The 19,136-nt window shown below is 43.9% G+C and carries 18 protein-coding genes; 4 read left to right on the top strand and 14 right to left on the bottom strand.

Features of this window, described 5'->3' with window-relative positions; all coding sequences use genetic code 11:
• Position 1 precedes the first annotated feature (1 nt).
• Positions 2 to 517, bottom strand: coding sequence for a hypothetical protein (locus LRR81_RS00695; RefSeq protein WP_231787377.1), 516 nt, complete (start codon positions 515 to 517; stop codon positions 2 to 4).
• Between the two features lie 257 nt (positions 518 to 774).
• On the opposite strand from LRR81_RS00695, the gene LRR81_RS00690 reads away from it, so the two are divergent.
• A complete protein-coding gene (locus tag LRR81_RS00690; RefSeq protein WP_231787376.1) occupies positions 775 to 1,011 on the top strand; it encodes a hypothetical protein in 237 nt (78 codons plus the stop codon).
• Positions 1,012 to 1,142: 131 nt separating this feature from the next.
• The gene (locus tag LRR81_RS00685; protein ID WP_231787375.1) at positions 1,143 to 2,258 is read left to right on the top strand and encodes an aminopeptidase; all 1,116 of its coding nucleotides are present in this window, start codon (positions 1,143 to 1,145) and stop codon (positions 2,256 to 2,258) included.
• A gap of 767 nt (positions 2,259 to 3,025) precedes the next feature.
• Here LRR81_RS00685 and murC read toward each other — a convergent pair.
• The 9 genes from murC to LRR81_RS00640 all read right to left on the bottom strand — a co-directional run bounded on the left by murC (position 3,026) and on the right by LRR81_RS00640 (position 12,966).
• Positions 3,026 to 4,324, bottom strand: coding sequence for a UDP-N-acetylmuramate--L-alanine ligase (murC, locus tag LRR81_RS00680; RefSeq protein WP_231787374.1), 1,299 nt, complete (start codon positions 4,322 to 4,324; stop codon positions 3,026 to 3,028).
• Between the two features lie 249 nt (positions 4,325 to 4,573).
• On the bottom strand, positions 4,574 to 5,674 hold the full coding sequence (locus LRR81_RS00675; protein ID WP_231787373.1) for a nicotinate phosphoribosyltransferase: 1,101 nt from the start codon (positions 5,672 to 5,674) through the stop codon (positions 4,574 to 4,576).
• Between the two features lie 84 nt (positions 5,675 to 5,758).
• On the bottom strand, positions 5,759 to 8,488 hold the full coding sequence (locus LRR81_RS00670; protein WP_231787372.1) for a DNA translocase FtsK: 2,730 nt from the start codon (positions 8,486 to 8,488) through the stop codon (positions 5,759 to 5,761).
• A 322-nt stretch (positions 8,489 to 8,810) separates the two neighbouring features.
• Entirely contained in the window at positions 8,811 to 9,413 is a 603-nt protein-coding gene (gene ytpR / locus LRR81_RS00665; protein ID WP_231787371.1) for a YtpR family tRNA-binding protein, read from the bottom strand.
• Positions 9,413 to 10,213 (bottom strand): DUF1444 domain-containing protein, encoded by an 801-nt coding sequence (locus LRR81_RS00660; protein WP_231788573.1) that lies wholly within the window; start codon positions 10,211 to 10,213, stop codon positions 9,413 to 9,415. Before LRR81_RS00660 ends, ytpR begins: the two co-directional genes overlap by 1 nt.
• Positions 10,214 to 10,270: 57 nt before the next feature.
• Positions 10,271 to 10,588, bottom strand: a complete 318-nt coding sequence (locus tag LRR81_RS00655; protein WP_231787370.1) for a thioredoxin family protein — start codon at positions 10,586 to 10,588, stop codon at positions 10,271 to 10,273.
• Between the two features lie 151 nt (positions 10,589 to 10,739).
• Positions 10,740 to 11,249: a hypothetical protein gene (locus tag LRR81_RS00650; protein WP_231787369.1), complete on the bottom strand. Its 510-nt coding sequence runs from the start codon at positions 11,247 to 11,249 to the stop codon at positions 10,740 to 10,742.
• A gap of 75 nt (positions 11,250 to 11,324) precedes the next feature.
• Entirely contained in the window at positions 11,325 to 11,846 is a 522-nt protein-coding gene (locus LRR81_RS00645; protein ID WP_231787368.1) for a DUF84 family protein, read from the bottom strand.
• Positions 11,847 to 11,898: 52 nt separating this feature from the next.
• Positions 11,899 to 12,966, bottom strand: a complete 1,068-nt coding sequence (locus LRR81_RS00640; protein ID WP_231787367.1) for a M42 family metallopeptidase — start codon at positions 12,964 to 12,966, stop codon at positions 11,899 to 11,901.
• Positions 12,967 to 13,234: 268 nt separating this feature from the next.
• On the opposite strand from LRR81_RS00640, the gene LRR81_RS00635 reads away from it, so the two are divergent.
• Complete coding sequence (locus tag LRR81_RS00635) at positions 13,235 to 13,549, top strand: hypothetical protein (RefSeq protein ID WP_231787366.1); 315 nt, start codon at positions 13,235 to 13,237, stop codon at positions 13,547 to 13,549.
• Positions 13,550 to 13,593: 44 nt separating this feature from the next.
• Here LRR81_RS00635 and LRR81_RS00630 read toward each other — a convergent pair whose 3' ends face one another.
• Complete coding sequence (locus LRR81_RS00630; protein ID WP_231787365.1) at positions 13,594 to 14,442, bottom strand: YtnP family quorum-quenching lactonase; 849 nt, start codon at positions 14,440 to 14,442, stop codon at positions 13,594 to 13,596.
• A 154-nt stretch (positions 14,443 to 14,596) separates the two neighbouring features.
• Entirely contained in the window at positions 14,597 to 15,241 is a 645-nt protein-coding gene (trmB, locus tag LRR81_RS00625) for a tRNA (guanosine(46)-N7)-methyltransferase TrmB (RefSeq protein WP_231787364.1), read from the bottom strand.
• A gap of 218 nt (positions 15,242 to 15,459) precedes the next feature.
• Between trmB and LRR81_RS00620 the strand changes: the two genes are divergently transcribed.
• The gene (locus tag LRR81_RS00620) at positions 15,460 to 15,738 is read left to right on the top strand and encodes a YtzH-like family protein (protein WP_231787363.1); all 279 of its coding nucleotides are present in this window, start codon (positions 15,460 to 15,462) and stop codon (positions 15,736 to 15,738) included.
• A 7-nt stretch (positions 15,739 to 15,745) separates the two neighbouring features.
• On the opposite strand, the gene LRR81_RS00615 is transcribed toward LRR81_RS00620, so the two are convergent.
• Positions 15,746 to 16,552, bottom strand: a complete 807-nt coding sequence (locus tag LRR81_RS00615) for a phosphotransferase family protein (RefSeq protein ID WP_231787362.1) — start codon at positions 16,550 to 16,552, stop codon at positions 15,746 to 15,748.
• 418 nt (positions 16,553 to 16,970) lie between these two features.
• Complete coding sequence (pulA, locus tag LRR81_RS00610) at positions 16,971 to 19,100, bottom strand: type I pullulanase (protein ID WP_231787361.1); 2,130 nt, start codon at positions 19,098 to 19,100, stop codon at positions 16,971 to 16,973.
• Positions 19,101 to 19,136: the final 36 nt, after the last annotated feature.

Genomic DNA, 19,136 nt, shown 5'->3' with positions numbered 1-19,136 from the left:
CTTACATCCCGCGCTTTTCCAGAATTTTTCCGATAAGCATGCCGTACATTGGATCGTCAGCATTTCCTCCGCCAAGGCTATTGGCTGATGCAAGCAGCTGGTTTCTCAAATCAGACCGCTCCTGCTGCTGTTTGTTTTCAGCATTGCTGAACATTTTATTTCTTCTGCTGCCGACAGCTTTGCTGATTCCTTCTGCGACAGGATTTCCTTTAAGAATGGATAAAATTTCAAAAAGCTCTTCTTCAATTAAATCCAGCTTATCCTCTGACTGAATGACAAGCTTTCCTATACGGGCTACATCATTTTTTGTAGGAAAGTTCAAAGGAATAGACATTTCTTCAATAAACTCCTGGAGACCTTCAAGCAATCTTGCTAACACAATTCCTCCTGCGTTTGCAATCTTAATGACATCCTCCTTATTGAGGCTGTCCTGAATAAATTGATTCATTTGCCCTTCCAGCTGAAATCCTATTTTTTTCAGCAAGGTATAAAAATCTTCGGTTGTTTCGTTGCTCATCCTGGCAGCTCCTTACTTTTAAATAATTGCAGGTGTTTTTATAAACACCTGTACATCTATCTAGCATTCGCACCAAATGCCTTCTCGGTATAGTATAGAATCAGCCTGCTTTCACGGTGATTAAATTGGTTGCTTTGCCCCTGCCTGTTTTTGCTTGTTCGAAAAGGCTCGGCAAGTAGTCCTTTGGCCAAGTCGGGCATACATTCTCCCGAATAAACTGACCTCGTTAAATTCTTTTTAAGGAGCTGGTTCCTTTCATGACAGATCAGCAAATGGAGGATCTGTTTGATTTTAGCGGACAATATGGGCTTTATTCTAAAATCCGTTATCCACTTTGGCTGTCAGGCACTCTTGATGATGCAGATCCAGAGCTTGTAGAAAGCTTTTTGGCACACTATCAATTCAGTGAACAAACCCTCTTTGACCAGTTTATTTTTCATTACCGGATTTTCAGCAGCATTTACGAGAAAGATAAGTTTCCTGCTGTATTCTAAAATTTCTATTTGCGTAAAATGTGGTTCTTCCAATTTGGAAGAACCTTATTGTTTGGACAAAATAATTCCGAAATTTCTAAATTAGGAGTAAAATAGAAGTTGTACATATAGAAGGAACTGGGGGATTTTTTATGAAAGATCTGCGTATTGAAAAACTGGCAAAAAATTTAATCAACTATTCATTGAACCTGCAAAAGGGCGAAAAAGTTTTGATCGAAAATTTCGGCCTTCAGCGCGAGCTTGTCACAGCTCTTGTGAAAGAGGCTTATGCAGCAGGAGCATACCCTTTTGTTTCATTAAAAGACCATCAGGTAGACCGTGCGCTGCTGATGGGAGCAAATGAAGAGCAATACAGCATGATGGCTGACTTTGAAGCAAATGTTATGAGCAAAATGGACGCCTACATCGGCCTTCGTGCAGGCAGCAACATTAGTGAACAGGCAGACGTTCCTGCTGAAAAGCTGAAAATCAGCGGCAGCACAATTGGAAAAAGAGTCCACTCTGAAATAAGGGTTCCAAAAACTAAATGGGTTGTGCTCAGATATCCAACTTCCTCAATGGCACAGCTCGCAAAAATGAGCACGGAAGCGTTTGAAGATTTCTATTTCAATGTGTGCAATCTGGATTATGGAAAAATGGACCAGGCTATGAACGCATTGCAGGATTTAATGAATGCTACGGACAAAGTGCGCCTTACAGGCCCTGGAACAGATTTAACTTTTTCAATCAAAGATATTCCGGCAATTAAATGCGCTGGCCATCTGAATATCCCAGACGGAGAGGTATACTCTGCTCCTGTTAAGGATTCCGTAAACGGAACCATTTCTTATAATACGCCTTCTCCTTACCAAGGGTTTACATTTGAAAATGTTGTCCTAACCTTCAAAGACGGAAAGATTGTTGACGCAAAATCAAATGATACAGAGCGCATCAATAAAATTTTTGATACTGACGAAGGCGCAAGATACGTCGGCGAATTTGCCATTGGGGTAAACCCTTATATTCTGCATCCGATGCAGGACATTTTGTTTGATGAAAAAATTGACGGCAGCTTCCACTTTACACCTGGCCAATGCTATGATGATGCCTTTAACGGCAATCACTCCAACATCCATTGGGACATGGTTATGATTCAGCGTCCTGAATACGGAGGCGGCGAAATCTATTTTGACGATGTTCTCATCAGAAAAGACGGCCGCTTTGTTATTCCAGAATTGGAAGGGCTAAACCCTGAAAATCTTAAGTAAGAAAAGAAAACCCCTCAGAGGCTGTGCTCTCTAGGGGTTTTGGTTTGTATAGGACGCCTTTTTCTGCTTGGCCAGGTATTAGGCTGACTAAAACTTTTTACAGCTCTGGCGCTTGTCGGGGCTGAACGAGCGGCCTCCGCTTTTCTTTATATCCAGCTCCGGCCGCTAGCCCCTCGAGTCGCTTCGGAAAATCCCAAAAAGTCAAAACCGGACTTTTCGGGATTTTCCTCCAGCGCTTGTCGGGGCTGAACGAGCCGCTTCCGCTTTTCTTTCTATCCAGCTCCGGCCGCTAGCCCCTCGAGTCACTTCGAAAAAATCCCAAAAGTCCAAAACCAGACTTTTAGGATTTTTCCTCCAGCGCTTGTCGGGGCTGAACAGTCGGCTCCGCTTTTCTACTTTGTCCAGCTCCAGCGGCTAGCCCCTCGAGTCGCTTCGAAAAAATCCTAAAAGTCTAAAACCAGACTTTTAGGATTTTTCCTCCAGCGCTTGTCGGGGCTGAACGAGCCGCTTCCGCTTTTCTCTCTATCCAGCTCCGGCCGCTAGCCCCTCGAGTCACTTCGGAAAAATCCCAAAAGTCCAAGACCAGACTTTCGGGATTTTTCCTCCAGTGCTTGTCGGGGCTGAACGAGCGGCCTCCGCTTTTAATTTGTCCAGCTCCGCCTCCTAGCCCCTCGAGTCACTTCACAAAAATCCAAAAAGTCAAAACCGGACTTTTCGGATTTTTGCTCCAGCGCTTGTCGGGGCTGAACAGTCGGCTCCGCTTTTCTTTATGCCAAGACCTTTTCATAAGCCTTTTGGTATTTTTGGATGTCTCCGGCTCCCATGAAGACGAGGACGGCGTTTTGGTGTTTTCTTAGGATGCTTGTGTCGTTTTCGTCAATTCTTTCTGAGCGTTCGATTTTTTCCTGCAGGTCGTTGATTGAGAGTTTGCCTGCGTTTTCACGGGCTGAGCCGAAAATGTCGCAAAGGTAGACGAAGTCTGCTCTGTTCAGACTATCGGCGAACTCAGACAGGAACGATTGGGTTCTTGTAAAGGTGTGCGGCTGAAAGACTGCAACAATTTCGCGGTCTGGGTATTTTTGTCTGGCTGCATCGATGGTCGCTGTAATTTCTGTTGGATGGTGTGCGTAATCATCAATCAGCACTTGGCTGCCGGCAGATTTTTCATTAAACCGGCGCTTTACCCCGCCGAATGTTTGAAGTCTTTCTTGTATGATAGCAGCATCGATTTCCTCGTAATGGCAGATGGCAATAACAGAGAGGGCGTTCAGGATGCTGTGATCGCCATAGGTTGGAATCTTAAAGGAAGAATAAAGCGTATTGCGCACATATACGTCAAAGCTTGTGCCGTCTGTTGCTTTTATGATATTTCTTGCCTGAAAATCATTTTGCTCGCCAAATCCGTAGTATACGACTGGAACCTTTGCCTGGATATGCTGCAGATGCTCATCATCACCGCAGGCGATAATTCCTTTTTTAACCTGAAGAGCCATTTGCTGAAACGCATCGAAAACATCATTGATGCTGCTGAAGTAATCAGGATGATCAAAATCGATGTTTGTCATGATGGCATAGTCCGGATGATAAGACAGAAAATGCCTTCTGTACTCGCAGGCTTCAAACGCGAAGTACTTGCTGTCCGGAATTCCCTTGCCTGTTCCGTCTCCTATCAGGAAGGATGTCGGCTGTGCCCCCTGCATAACATGTGCAAGGAGACCTGTAGTAGATGTTTTGCCGTGTACACCTGTAATGCCGACACTTATAAACTGCTCCATCAATTGTCCAAGAAAATGATGGTAGCGGATAACAGGCAGTTCAAGACGAAGGGCTTCCGCGATTTCTTCATGTGTATCCGGATAGGCATTTCCAGCGATGACAGTCAGGCCATCAGTCATATTATCCTTATTAAAAGAGAAGATTTTGATCCCTTTTTCTTCTAATGCTTTTTGGGTAAAAATTGTCTTGTCTATATCGGAACCCTGCACTTTATGCCCCATATCAAATAAAATCTGAGCCAGTGCGCTCATTCCAGTTCCCTTTATTCCAACAAAATGATAAACAGTCATAAGCAGAACCTCCAACAACGTCTATCTGATTGACAGTATATGACGTTCATCTAGATTTGCAACTCTGTTCCTGTCCACGAAGCCAATGCTATGTATGATGAAGACTCATTCCACTTTGCATTTTCTTTCAATAGATCAGCAGGCTGCTTTTTCAGTTTTTCCATAAATTCGCTGTCCTAAAGCCGGACAATAGGACAGCGCATAAAAAATATTGTACCCGATGATGCGCAAGGAAACAAACTCAATTCTTTAGTCTGATGCTTTTTCAAGCCTTGGATTCGGTCTGTACTTGCGTCCTGCTTTCGCTTGCAGCTTGCCGTTCAGCATGACATTATCACCGGTAAATCCAATTTTAATTTTCAGAAGGCTGCTCCCTACTCCGTATATATCCACAGGAACATTCTGCTCTTCAAATTCGTGGATGCGCTGTTCATTAAATCCTCCGCTGACAACGATCTTCACATGCTGAAAGCCTTCGTTATCCAAGGCTTCCCTCAATGCGAAGATCAGCTGGGCGTTGACCCCGCGGGGATCAAAAGTGCCGAGAACCTCCGGATGCCTGACAAAATATTGGTCAATCATCGTTCGGGATGTATCCACTCTGACGCCTTTCAGCTCAGAACCAAATTCTCTTGCTGCTTTCAAGGCATCTGTAATGCAATCATTATTGTAATCTACGAGAACAATCAGGTCATCTTCAGGATAGATTTCATAATAAGCCTTCGCTGTCGCCACAATATCTCCGTCAAACATCTGAATCAGGGCATGCGGCATAGTTCCCATGCCTTCTTTGCCCCACCATTCGCTCATTGCATGAGTTGCCTGGGCCTGAGAGCCGCCGATATAGGCAGCATAGCCGTCTCCTGCCTGCTGTGTATAATGATCATCTCTGTCACCCATGAAGATAACAGGCTTTTGAACACCTGAAAGACCTGCAGCTTTTACTACATTATAAACATTCGTGGCTACAGACGTTCTTCTGGACAGAATGCCGTCAATAACCCCTTCCAGATAGCCGAAATCCTGATATGGACCAGTGATCGTCATAACTGTTTCAAAAGGTCTGACTTTATCGCCGTCTTTTAAAGAATAAATTTCCAGGCCATCCGGATTGTCAGCAAACGTCTTGACAAGGGCAATAACTTCATCTGTGCCGCACAGAACAGCATGTTCTTTTTGAAAAAATTGCATAGTGACTGTATTATCGGGAATTTTCGCATTGATAATTTCCCGGGTTTTTAAAAAGTATACGGCGGAGAACCATCCTTCTTTGATGCGCTCATCAAATTTAAACGTCTGGTTACTCAGGCGCTTTATTTTTCCTTGCATTTTCAATTCAATTTCCTTCATCCTGCTAGCTCCCTTTTTCTGCTTTACTCCAAGGTATTATACCATGTCTTTAAAGGGCTGTTTGCCCGGCTCTCAAAAGAGCCATCAAAAAACATTGCTTTCCTGGAGTTCCAGCAGATCCTCACCCGATATGAGTATATCCCTTGGCTTGCTTCCGCGCGCTTCCGAGATAATTCCCTGTTCTTCCATCAGATCGATCAGCCGGGCTGCTCTATTGTACCCTACCCGAAACCGTCTTTGAAGTCCAGAAGCAGAAGCAGTGCCGTGCTGCACAACAAATTCACAGGCTTCATAGAACAGTTCATCCCCTTCAGACTGGAGGGAGCTTTTTTTCATGAATTCTTCCTGATGAAACAGGTATTCTGGCTTCATTTGCTTTTTCACATGGCCGACAACCCGCTCGATTTCATCATCTGAGACAAAGTTCCCCTGTATTCTCACAGTCTTTGATTTGCCGTTTTCAAGGAAAAGCATATCTCCTTTTCCGAGAAGCTTTTCCGCACCGCTGGCATCAATAATCGTGCGCGAGTCAATTTGCGAGGATACTGAGAACGCAATTCTTGTTGGAATGTTTGCCTTAATAAGACCTGTAATAACATCAACAGAAGGCCTTTGTGTTGCCACGATCAGATGAATTCCGCATGCGCGGGCTTTCTGGGCAATGCGGCAGATGGCTTCCTCGACATCATTCGGCGCCACCATCATCAGGTCGGCCAGCTCATCGATAACAATAACAAGGAACGGCATGTGCTCGCCCTGCTCATGGGCTTTTACCATCTCATTATAGCGGCTGATATCCCTTACCCCTGCATGGGCAAACAGCTCATAGCGGCGCTCCATTTCTTCAACAGCCCATTTTAAAGCGCCAGTGGCTGCTTTGACATCTGTTACAACAGGGCTGACAAGATGCGGAATATAGTTATATGGAGCAAGCTCTACCATTTTCGGGTCAATCAGCAGCAATTTCACCTCATGCGGTGATGCCTTATACAGCAGGCTGACGAGCATTGTATTGATGCATACGCTTTTTCCGGAACCTGTGGCTCCTGCAATCAGGCCATGAGGCATTTTCTTCAAATCTGTTACAACAGGCTGGCCGGATATATCAAGCCCGAGAGACACCGTTAAAGGAGAAGGGCTGTTTCGGAATTCCGGGCTTCTTGCAATCTCCCGGAGTGTGACCATCTTGCTGTTCTGATTCGGCACTTCTATGCCAATGGTGTTTTTCCCTGGAATCGGAGCTTCGATCCGTATATCCCTGGCAGAAAGGCTCAGTTTAATATCATCTGAAAGATTCGTAATTTTGTTCACTTTTACGCCTGGCTCCGGATGAACTTCAAATCTCGTAACAGAAGGACCCTGCGTTACATTTACAACAGATGCGCCAACATTAAAGTTTTTGAGAGTTGTATGAAGCAGCTCTTTTTGTTCCATGAGCCACTCATTGTCAAGTACAAATTCAGCCTGAGGCACATTCAAGAGCTGTATAGATGGAAAAGCATAGCTTCCTTCATGGGTTCTGTCTGCCTGCTTTGGCTTGTCCCTTGTGAGCATCAGAACATTATACGGAATGCCCGGCTGTGGCGAGCGGCTTCTTTCAGGTCTTTCGGGAGGACGTTTCCCGGCAGTTTGGACTGCAGGCTCCCCGGTTTGTGCAGGAAGGCTTTCCCTGTCTGCTGAAGCTTCGTTTACTGGAGCGTCATCCCTTTTTTCAGGAACTGCCTGTGTTTCTTCTGTTACAAGGCTCAGCGCCGGAGAAGGTGTTCTTTCACTGCTTTCCTCAAATCCGGTATTTTCTTCCGGAATCTTTTGTTCCTCATAGACAGGTGCATCATTATTCTCTTCAGCAAAGTTAAACAGATGTTCAGCAGGTGCTTCTCTTTCCAGTTCTTCCTCTGAAAATTCCTCCTGCTGATCCTGCTCCAGGCTGATTTCAGCAAGGTCTTCCTTTTCTTCTTCAATCATTGTTATTTCCTGAAAGGAGCCTGCTTCATCTTTATCACTGGCTTCTACAAGCTGCAGATTCTCTGCTGCTGCAATTGATTCTTTGTATTCCGCTTCATCCATTAAAGGAAGTTCTTCCGTCTCTTCATGAAGAAGAGCTGCTTCCTCCTGCTTGTTCCGGGACGCTTCACGCCCTTCTTTCGAGCGGGTGCTTTCCTTTTGAAGCCAGTCCAGTGTCTCATGCATGCCGGATCCATTCATTCTCCGCACATTTTCTTGCTTGGCTTCCTGACTCTCTGTACCGATATCCTTTTTGCTCAAAGCCTTTTCTTTTGCAAGGCGCAGAGAATGACTGGAGATTTTTCTCAAAATCTCTTCTTCCTCTACCCTGCTTTGCCTGCTTCTTTCCCTCACTTGGTACGGCTGTGATTCCATTTCTGTTCTCGGCCTGAAACCGTAAATAGGAGATGGAATTTCAGTTGGCTGAAACGGCCTCTTATCAGGCACGCTTCTGTAGTTTTCTTTCGGCTGCTGCCTTGCTTGAGCCGCTTCTTTTTTAAAAGCTGGACCTGGCTTCGGTTTCGGTTTATCAGCTTTTTTACCAGGATGCTTAACATGCTGCTTCTGCCTGTGCGGCTCTTTGCTTTTTCCATCTGGAATGATGGGAAATCTAAAGTTTGCAGAAGGATACTGATAAGAAATCTTTGCTTCTGCACCGGAAGGCTTTCCCCTATAGGAAGGCGGATTTTCCGAGGGCCGCGGCCGGGAAGGCTGCTTGTCCGCAAGCACATTCACCGGGTCCAGATCAATTTCTTTTTCTTCGTCCACTTCTGTTACAAAAAAATTTTTAAATTTAGAGAACCAGCTCATTACATCACTCTTTCAAACTCTTAGTTGTTTTTCTCACAAAGTCTTTTTGAACTTTCCATGCAGGCGGTATGAAAATGACAGCCATGCCTGCTGCTTTAAAGTATGAGTTTTTCGCCGCTTAGACGGCAAACAGCGCGTATACTTTGCAGCATTCCATTTCTATGTTTGCAATTCTAAGAAAAAAGCCACTAGCAAAAGTTAACTAGTGACCTTTATCTTACCATATATTTCGCTAGGAATCGGCATTTTTCGGGTGTTTCTTAATGCAAGAGTGTTTATTTTAAGGTTTCTATTCTTGGACTTTGCCGGCTTGTCTGAACCTTTAAAAAAAGGAAGAGCCTGTTTCCCAGCTGTCTTCAAGTACAAGAATGCCTTTTTCTGCCGGAGCATCCGGAAGATCCAGTTCTTTTGCTGAACAGATCATTCCGCTAGAAGCAGCTCCCCGAAGCTCTGCAGGCTTAATGATCAAGCCGCTCGGCATGACAGCACCTATTTTTGCAACTACTACCTTCTGTCCTGCTTCAACGTTCGGTGCGCCGCATACGATCTGCAAAACGCCTTCTCCTACATCCACCTGGCAAACATTCAGCTTGTCCGCATTCGGGTGCTTTTCTTTTGTTTGAACATATCCAACGACAAATTTCGGCGAAAGATCTGCTGTCACTTCTTCGTCCAGCCCATTTTCTTTAAACGCTGCATTAACTTTTGCAATAAAGTCCTCTGTCAGTTCAACCTGCCCTTTTGCACCGGTCTGAACATATTTAGAAGCGTTAAAAAGGTTGTATCCTGCTGTTTCCTTTGTTTCCGCATCATAAATTTTAACGGCATCCCCTTTTTTATCAAAAGTTCTTCTGTCTTCCGGGATGTCCTTTATGAAAAGCAAGAGTGTATCACCGATACCTTCTTTATTGTAAAACGCATTCATTATTTTTCGTCCTTTCCGCTGTCCTTGGGCCTGTTTTTTCCTAAAATAAAGATCGGCTCCCACTTGTTTTCCTCGTAAAGAAAAGATAAGGCCGTAATCGGCACTCTTCCGCTCGCAAAGAAGCTCATCGCCATCTGTGCCAATACATCATAGCCTGTATCATTTTGGATGTCTGCAAAAATCACCACATCCTGGTGAGGGAGCGCCACAGCCATTGTACCGGAAATCCGCTCATGAAACGACTGTACCACAGATTCATCAAGAATTCTGCTGGCATCATACCCATCATTTGCCCTCAAAAAGTAAAAGGTGTTTCCTGCTACCGTATCTTTCTTAGTAACAGTCTTTAAGGACCTTAAGTTAAATAAAGCTGTTTCTCTGATCCTCTCATGACCCCAGTTTTCCCTTTCCATCATTTTCCTGTCAATCAGACGGTAGGAATTCCCAAGATCCAGCGCATAGAAAATTCTCGTTTCTGCAGTATGATCATCGAAAAGCAGTGCCGTTCCTTCACTGTTCTCAGTTGGAAACGATGTTGAACGGATGACTGGAAAAAGCTTTTTTTCTTTTCCTCCGAGATCCTGGGCTTCTGTCATCGCAGTCAATGCTTCTTCAATATAGTAAACAACTTCGCTGACAGCCTGCTCCTTTTGATTTTCCCACTTCGCAATAATGCCTGGAAGCGAAATGGTCACGCCTTTTTTTGAAACCTCATCTTCTACACGGAGCGTATCTTTTTCCCGGTCAAAATGGGCAGTCCACGGCTTGCCGTCAAGCTGCTTTTTAATTTTATCCGCCATTTCTCTTGATTTCAAGCTGTTCTGCCTCCAATCTCATTCCTATTTCTAAAGGGAAGCTTAAGCTGTTAAGCCGTTAAGAAATTCCTGAATTTGTTCTTTTGTTTTTCGGTCTTTATTCACATAACGGCCCGTTTCTTCGCCCTTTGAATAAGCAACAAAACTTGGAATGCCGAAAACACTAAGATCAGCGCAAAGATCGATAAACTTGTCTCTATCAACATAATAAAAGCTGAAAGAAGAGTTTTCTGATTCTATTTCAGGAAGGAACGGATCAAGAAAACGGCAGTCAGGGCACCAGTCAGCTGAAAACATAAATACCGTTTTTTCGTTATTTTTCAGTTCCTCAAATTGTTCAATCGATTGCAGTTTTTCCATTTTATTTCCTCCTCATAAAGTATCATTTGCTAAAGGCTTATTCAGCCGCCTCTTTTGCTCATTAAGATTAATATTAATAACCAGATTCCCATTCGTCAACGGATAGGGCTAAAGCATGAGCCCCCTGATAGAAAAAACCCCTTTCAAGGGGTCAGGGGTTCCACTGCAAGGAAGCTGCAATCATCATCATTTTTTTCGCACTGTCCGGTATTTTGGATGCATCAGCTTCAGTTGTCAGCTTGATTCCGCCGATTCCAACCGTTATTTCATACCGGTTGTTTTTTAATTTATCTGCCGCTGCGTAGCCGAAACGGTTTTTGTCTTTCATTTGAACGTTCAGCACAGCATGCTTGTACTGCTGTTTAATTGTTTTATAAGCCACAGTGCTTGATGGCTTTTCATTCTGATTGATAAAAAGAATGGTTCTCTGGCTGTTTTCAAGCAGCAGGATATTATATTTTCTGACAGCGTCAATTTTGTATGTTTCAGGCAGATAAAAGCGGTAGCTGCCTGCCTTTTGATCAGCCTTAGGCGGTTTTTCGGAAAAAACTTCTTTTACATTTTTTATCGTCTGCTCTGTCATGTCCTCCTGAGAAAGTGTGCAGCCTGACAGAAAAGCAGCCATTAAAAGAAACAGCAAGCAACGGGATAAACGATTCAACTAAAGCCCTCCGTATCCAGAAAAAATGATTTTACGCTTATTTTTTCCAAAAGGCACGGAGTATAGCCTTAAAGATTAATTTTTCAACCGCAGCCTGTAAAGGTATTGCCCTGCGAGAAGCTGTGCAATATGCGAAAACATGTCTGTTCTGGTCACAAACCCTGCAGTGAATATACCGACTGCGCCTTCCTTGTGACGGACATTTTGCTGTTTTGTATACTCGTCCATAACGTCGCCGAGCTCTCTTCCGCCTTTTACAGCTAAACCGATTTCCTGAGGAAGCTTAATTCTGGCGCCTCCCGCTTCAATGGTTTCGCCATTTTTCACTGCAAGCGCTCCCCAATTGCATAGAAAGAAACTATCTCCAGTTTCATGAATGCCGCCTTCAAGGCCGATTCCAAGATCAGCACCGGCATGATACAGAGCATTCTTCGCCCGGTTGATGGCGCCTTTTACCGTTTCTTCATCAGAAAACGGCTGCGGAGAAACTCCTGACGATACGGCAGCCGGAAGAAATACTGCCTCCTGAAAACTTGAGAATGCTTGTTTAACTGCTGCAATCTTGACCGGATTCATTGTCCCAATTGCAATTTCCATCAGAATCCCTCCAAAAAAAGGGAGAAATCAGGATATGATTTCTCCCGCTATATTATGAATTTTCTCTGATTGTATTCACTGTTGTCTGATCACATGCTTTCACAAGCTTCCCTAGCAGCTCTCTTGCCGCAGCATAATCATCCACATGAATCATTGATGCGTGCGTGTGGATATATCTTGAACAGATACCAATTACGGCTGATGGGATACCGTTATTTGATACATGCACTTTTCCTGCATCAGTTCCGCCCTGTGAAACGAAATACTGATAGGGAATGTTTTCAGTTTCTGCCATGTCGAGAACAAATTCTCTCATGCCTCTGTGGGTGACCATTGATCTGTCTAAAATCCGAAGAAGGGCTCCTTTTCCAAGGTGGCCGAATTCTTTTTTATCACCTGTCATATCATTGGCAGGACTCGCATCAAGCGCAAAGAAAAGATCCGGATTAATCATGTTGGCGGCGGCCTGAGCTCCTCTTAATCCTACTTCCTCCTGCACCGTCGCACCTGAATAAAGGGTATTTGGAAGTTTTTCATCCTTCAGGTCCTTCAGCAATTCGATGGCAAGCCCGCATCCATAGCGGTTATCCCAAGCCTTTGCCAGAATCTTTTTTTCATTGGCCATCGGTGTAAAAGGACAAATCGGAAGGATTTGCTGGCCTGGACGGATTCCAATTTTGATGGCATCCTCTTTATCATCTGCTCCAATATCAATCTGCATATGCTTGATTTCCATCGGCTTGCTTCTCTGCTGTTCTGTTAAAAGATGCGGCGGAGTAGATCCGATCACACCTGTAACCGGCCCTTCAGCCGTATAGATATTCACTCTCTGGGCAAGCAGCACCTGACTCCACCAGCCGCCAAGTGTCTGAAAACGAATCATCCCATTTTCCGTAATATTTGTGACCATGAATCCGACTTCATCCATGTGGCCGGCAGCCATAATAACCGGTCCATCGCCTTTTCTGATTCCAAAAACGCCCCCAAGCCCGTCCTGGACAATTTCATCTGAGTATTTCTCAAGCTCTCCGCGCATAAACCTTCTTACTCCATGCTCGTTCCCAGGTGCTCCCGGCAGCTCGGTGAGTGTCTTGAAGAGGTTCAATGTTTCCTGATTCATGTTCATACCCCATTTTTTATTTTTATGTATTTTTCCGCTTCTCTTTCAATTTTACAGAATCTTTGAACTGCTTTCCAGTGCTCTATCCCGGCTTAACAAGAAAAGGCCAGTTTAGTATACTCAGGAGGAAGGACTGATCGACCTGAAAAGATTAAAAAAAGCACCATCAGCAAAGGATACGCATATCCGGTAAAGTCTATCCGGGGAAAAAATCGGGTAATGGAAAAACAAGCAGGATTATTTGAATCTTGAGGAGGAAACAGGAAAAATGAAATGGCGGAATTTGATTATCGGAGCAGGGATTGGCATCGCAGCAGTTTACCTTTTTAAAAATAAGCTTGCTTCCTCATACCTCTCGTCTGAAAAAGTACTTCAGATTGTCAAAAAGGAATTTAAGAAAAAAGGTCCCATTGACGGTTCCTGGATTTATACCGTGCCTGAAGAGTATACGGTTGGAGAAACCACTCATAAAATTTATCGTACAGGTGTTACACGAACTGTAGAAAACCAGCTTGAACAGTATGAAGCACTTGTGGAAGCAGAAACAGGCACTTTGCTTGAGATTAACCGGATTGCGCAGTAGAGGAAAGACGGCCTTTCAGCTGAAGGCCGTCTTTCTTTTGCTGCTTACTTGTTTCCGTTTCTTTCAACTTTTTCCTTTATTTCACCTTCATCGTTCCATTTAAGGGCTCTGTAAGAGGCGTCATGGTAAAAAATATACCAGGCATCCTGCTCTTTTGCATATGCCTGCCATTTTTGCTTATGTTCGATGGATGTCATTGGATAGTCGTCAAAAGCCAGAACCCAAAGCGCGTTTTGATGGGCATGAGTCGGCATTAAATCAGCCATATGGACAGCTGTTTCCCCTTTGTCCTTTAAAACAATAATGCTGTGTCCGTCACTATGCCCTCCAGTATGGTGCATGGAAATTCCCGGAATGATTTCCGTCTTATTTTCAAACGGCATCACCTGTTCCTGAATGGCTTCCCAGTTTTCTTTCCAATATGTATTTTTAGAACGGATATTTGGATTCCGCATTTCATCCCATTCAATTTGGCTTGTGATGATCTTCGCATTCGGGAAAAGTGAAACAAGGCTGCCGTCTGCTTCAGCCGTTAATCCTGTGACATGGTCAAAATGCAAATGTGTCATCAGCACAAAATGGATATCCTCCGGCTTTAGACCAAGCTCTGCAAGAGACTCAACTATTCTTGACTCCTCTGTTACGCCATAATTCCTTCTTTGCTTTTCCGACAGCCTTCCGTTTCCTATGCCAGATTCCACAAGCAGGTTCATTCCGTCCTTTTGAAGAAGGATTGGATCTGTTCTGAGCTCAATTTGATTTTTGTCATTTACCGGATATTTCTTTGTCCACAGCGCCCTCGGCACCACTCCGAACATGGCTCCTCCGTCAAGATGCGTGACACCTCCGTCAAGCCAGGTGCAAGTAATATCCCCTATTGATAGCGTTTCCATTTATCCCATCTCCCTTCCCTTTCATCATACAAGCTTAAGGAGATTTTGAGAAGATCAGAAAAGTCCTAAGATCTCTGGCTGAACTGGCCCGTATTTAGCTTATGCTCAAGGAAATAGTAAAAGCCAGCCTTTTTACGGACTGGCTTTTCACCTGCTATTCAGTTTGAAACTTTGCTTCAGAGCGGTATATTCTTTGCCCAAGCTTAGAAAATTTTTCTTCATACTCTGTCATGACATTGCCTTCGTATGAACTGTTGTGCAGATCAAGGCTTACAAACTTGAGGAGCATTCCGTAAGCGGAAAAACTTTGCAGCGAATATTCAAAAAGCCCTTGATTATCTGTTTTAAAATGAACTTCTCCGCCTTTTATCAGAATATCCTCATAGATGCTTAAAAAGGTTTTAAAGGTCAGCCTCCGTTTTTCATGCCGGTTCTTAGGCCAGGGATCTGAAAAATTCAAGTAAACACGGTCAATTTCCCCGTAATCGAAATAATCTCTTAAATCCTCTGCGTTCACGTTTAAAATTTTCAAATTCGGGAGTTCCTCATCAAGCACTTTTTGAAGAACATCGATAATTACACTTTGAAATAACTCAATAGCTATATAGTTAGTGTCTGGATTTTGTTTCGCCATTCCTGCCATGAACCGGCCTTTGCCAGAACCGACTTCAATGTGGATGGGATGATCATTTCCAAACAGCTCTTTCCATTTTCCTTTATGAGCGGCAGGATCCTGAATGGCAATGTCTGGATGAGACTTCAGAAAATCACTTGCCCACGGCTTGTTTCTTACACGCATAAATGCACCTCGATTAAATAATGATTGCTGCAGCAAAAAAAACGAAAGAACCGGCCAAAACTTCAGGCCGGCTTTCACTGCATAATAATATGACGGAAGGTTCCCTCTGCAGGCCAATTCCCTACATAAATTAAGGGGATCTGAACACTTTAATGGTATACCCTTTTTTAGGGCCGAAATATAAATTGTATAAGTGCAAATGAAAGGATGAGCGGCAAATGCCTTTAAATTATCAAAACCAAGTAAGCCTGCTCAAGGATATTCTGGCAGAGCACTGTGATGATTGCTGCGGCACATCTGCAGAATGCGAGCAAGTAGAAAGACTCGTCAAATCACTTATGGCAAATACCCAAATAGACCAAAATTTAAAGTCAGTTCTTCAGAATATTTATTCCTACAGCCATAACGGCATTAATGCGCCTGTATTAAACGATCACATTGCATCACAAAAGGATAACCTTACCCAATGGCTGAGTGACATTGATTCGTTCTCCTGAAAATACTTTACTGCCGTCTGCCAAGCAAAGCTTTCAGGTTTTCCAGCCCTTCATTGGTTTCCTTTAAATTGTTTCTTGCCCTGTTAAAAAGGATGGAAACAATTGTTTGAGCCAGTACGTACCAGAACATTCTGCGCTCCAGAGAAGGCGTCATGGCCATTCCGTAATTCAGAATCCACTCTTCCCATTGATCCTCCGGAATGTAGGAGTAGAGCAGCATGCCAATATCTATTGCAGGATCTGCAATCATAGCGCCGTCCCAATCAATAAGATACAGCTGATCCGCTTCAGAAAGAAGCCAATTATTATGATTCACATCGCAATGGCAGACAACTTTCTCATCAAACTGGACGTTCGGCAGTTCTTTTTTCAGAAAAATAAGGGCTTCTTTAAAAACAGGAAGCTCTAATTTTTCAAATTCAATTGTCCGCTCGATATCCTGAACAATTGAACAAGGTGTTAATGCCTGTTTGCCCAGCCTCTTCAGCATATCAAGAAGTTCCCGTGAACGATGGATTTTGCTGAGGAGTCTTGCAACGCGGTTAACGCCCATGTCCTTTGGCTTTAATTCCCTGCCGTTCAGCCAGTGCTGGGCTGTAATGACGTCCCCGTTTTCCATCCGCTTTGTCCAGAGAAGCTTCGGTACAATCCCTTCTGCAGAAAGAACGGCCAGAAAGGGAGAACTATTTCGTTTTAAGAAAAGCTTTTGGTCATTTTGCTTTGCGTAATAAGCATCTCCAGTAGCACCGCCTGCAGGAAAGATTTCCCACTCTTCGCCAAGCAGATGTTCTAACCAAGTTACATTCAATGTCAACCCATCATTTCATCTAAATATTTTTGTTGCTGATTCCACTGCAATTTATAGGACGCAGAAACCTGCTTTTCCCAGGCTTGTCTGCATTGCTTTTTATACGGCTTGAAAAAGCCTGAAAAAGGCAATCCGGACAAGACTGCAAAATTAGAAAAGCGCAAGCGCCTTGAACAGCCCCGACAAGCCCTGGAGTAAAATCCCTAAAAGTCCGGTCTTAGACTTTTTGGGAGTTTGCGAAGCGACTCGAGGGGCTAGGCGCTGGAGCTGGACAAATCAACTTCAGAAAATTAGCTACCTAAGTACACTTATTAACTCTGATATAATAAAAAAGACAGCTGCTCAATGACAATCAGCGTTGAATAGCCATCTTTTAAATTTTATCGTCATCAGGCAAATTTCGTCAAGGAAAACCGACAAAGGACTAAAGACTTAAAACATACGTTCCGATTTGATTTAATTGCACCTGATCTAAGCTGATGGCAGGAGCTGGTGTATCAAAGGGTGTTAATTTGACTTTCCATTCTCCAGCCTTCGGCAAATGGACGGCTTCTTCCTCTTCATTTGCTTTATGAATAATAAGAAGGTTCTCCTCATCGCCGTAATTTGCGGCATCCTTGATCCAATAAGCAATGGAACTCTCGCCTGCTGCCCATTCCTCTATATGGCGGCTTATTTCATCTGAACTGTTCAGCCGGAATGCTCCATGGCTTTTTCTTACTGATATAACAGTTTTAACATACTCTGCTTCTTTATAGTAGATTTCTCTCAAATTCCAATCAAGCCTGTTTATTTCATCACTGGCATTGTAGCTGTTTTCAATACCATTTTTATGCCTGAAAAATTCCTGACCTGCATGCCAGAATGGGATCCCCTGAGAAAGCAGCACAATCGACGCTGCCAGCAGCTGCAGCTTTCTTTTGTTGTTTTCCGTTTGATGGGGTACGGTGATCGACATTTTATCCCAAAAGGTGTAATTGTCATGGCATTCCACATAATTAACAGACTGTGCCGGATCCTTTACAAACACAGGCGATTCAAGGTTGTATTGAACCTTTCCTTTCATCGCACCTGCGGCATCATGCTTCTTGTGCGGGTTGCCCAGTGCGAACCCTGCATCATGTTCCAGGAAACTGCTGCCTTTGATGGAATCTCTGAATTGATCATTAAAAAAAGCGATGCCTTTCATCTTTCCAGCATTGGATATGGTTGCTTTCCGGTCAGTTGGAAGAGGTGTCGCAAGATCCCAGCCTTCCCCGATCAGCAGAACATCCTCTTTTAGGCTTTTCGCAAGATCACGCACCTGAAGCATAGTCTCCACATCCAAAATTCCCATTAAATCAAAGCGGATGCCGTCAATGTCGTACTCCTCTATCCAGTACTTAACGGAATCCAAAATGAATTTCCTCACCATAGCCCGTTCTGAGGCAATATCGTTGCCGACGCCTGTTCCGTTAGATGGATAGCCGAATTCATCCATTCTGAAATAATACCCCGGCACAATTTTTTCAAAAGAGGATTCTTCATGCAGGTAAACATGATTATAAACAGCGTCCATCATCACCTTGAGGCCGCTCTGATGAATACTTTGAATGGCTTCCTTCAATTCAAGTATCCGGGCCTTAGGGTCATTCGGATCAGTAGAATAGCTTCCTTCAGGAGCATTAAAGTGAACGGGATTATAACCCCAATTATATTGCTTCGGGTTGCGTTCATCGATTCCGCCGAAATCATTAAACGGCAAGAGCTCAAGGTGAGTGATGCCAAGCTCTTTCAAATAAGAAATCCCCGTAGAATACCCTTTATCAGTTGAGGTGTTATTTTCTGTAAATGCCTTGTACTTCCCTTTGTGCTTCATTCCGCTGTTATCATGAACAGAAAAATCTCTGATGTGCAGTTCATAGATGATCGCATCTGCAGGATGATTTAAAAATGGAGCCGCCACTTTTTCTACGTCTAAACTGGATGGATTCAGCAGGACACCCATACCGCCGTTCATGGTGACTGCTTTTGCATATGGATCAACAGTTTCCCTCCATGAGCGGTTAACAAACACAAGGTACGTGTAGGAGCAGCCTGCGTACTTGCTGTCTAAAAGGATCCGCCAGCTGCCTTTTTCGCCGCGTTCCATTGAAAAAGTCAGACTCTGACCATCTAAAACAAGCTTTATAATAACCTCTGTTGCTGTAGGGGCCCATAAAACACACTGTATCCCATCTTCTTTAAAAATCGGGCCAAGCTCTCCGGAGAAGGCATACTGCCTGTCAAATTCCGGTGTCCTGATCACAGCTCCTATCTGAAGATCTGCAGCTGTTCCTGAGGCATCTTCCACTAAATAAACCTGCCCCAGAGCAATGTCGCCTTCCACATCGCAAATGCATTTGTGGTACCTGTCGATTTCGTACATTTCCCGTATTTTTAAAGGCCGCTTGCCGGCCTGATCAACGAGATGGAATATCCTCATAAAGGTATGGATATTTTCCTTTGGAAGCAAGATTGTAATCGTATGAAAGTCATCAAGATAAGCATCAAAAGACCTTTCAACCGTCAGCATGTGTCTTCCTCCCCAGCAGTTATTTCCCCTATAGCT

Origin of the sequence: Metabacillus kandeliae (assembly GCF_021166585.1) — a bacterium.
Taxonomy (GTDB): Bacteria; Bacillota; Bacilli; order Bacillales; family Bacillaceae; genus Metabacillus_B; species Metabacillus_B kandeliae.
The sequence above is the reverse complement of the archived record's forward strand: the minus strand, read 5'-3'. Positions and strand labels throughout refer to the sequence as shown.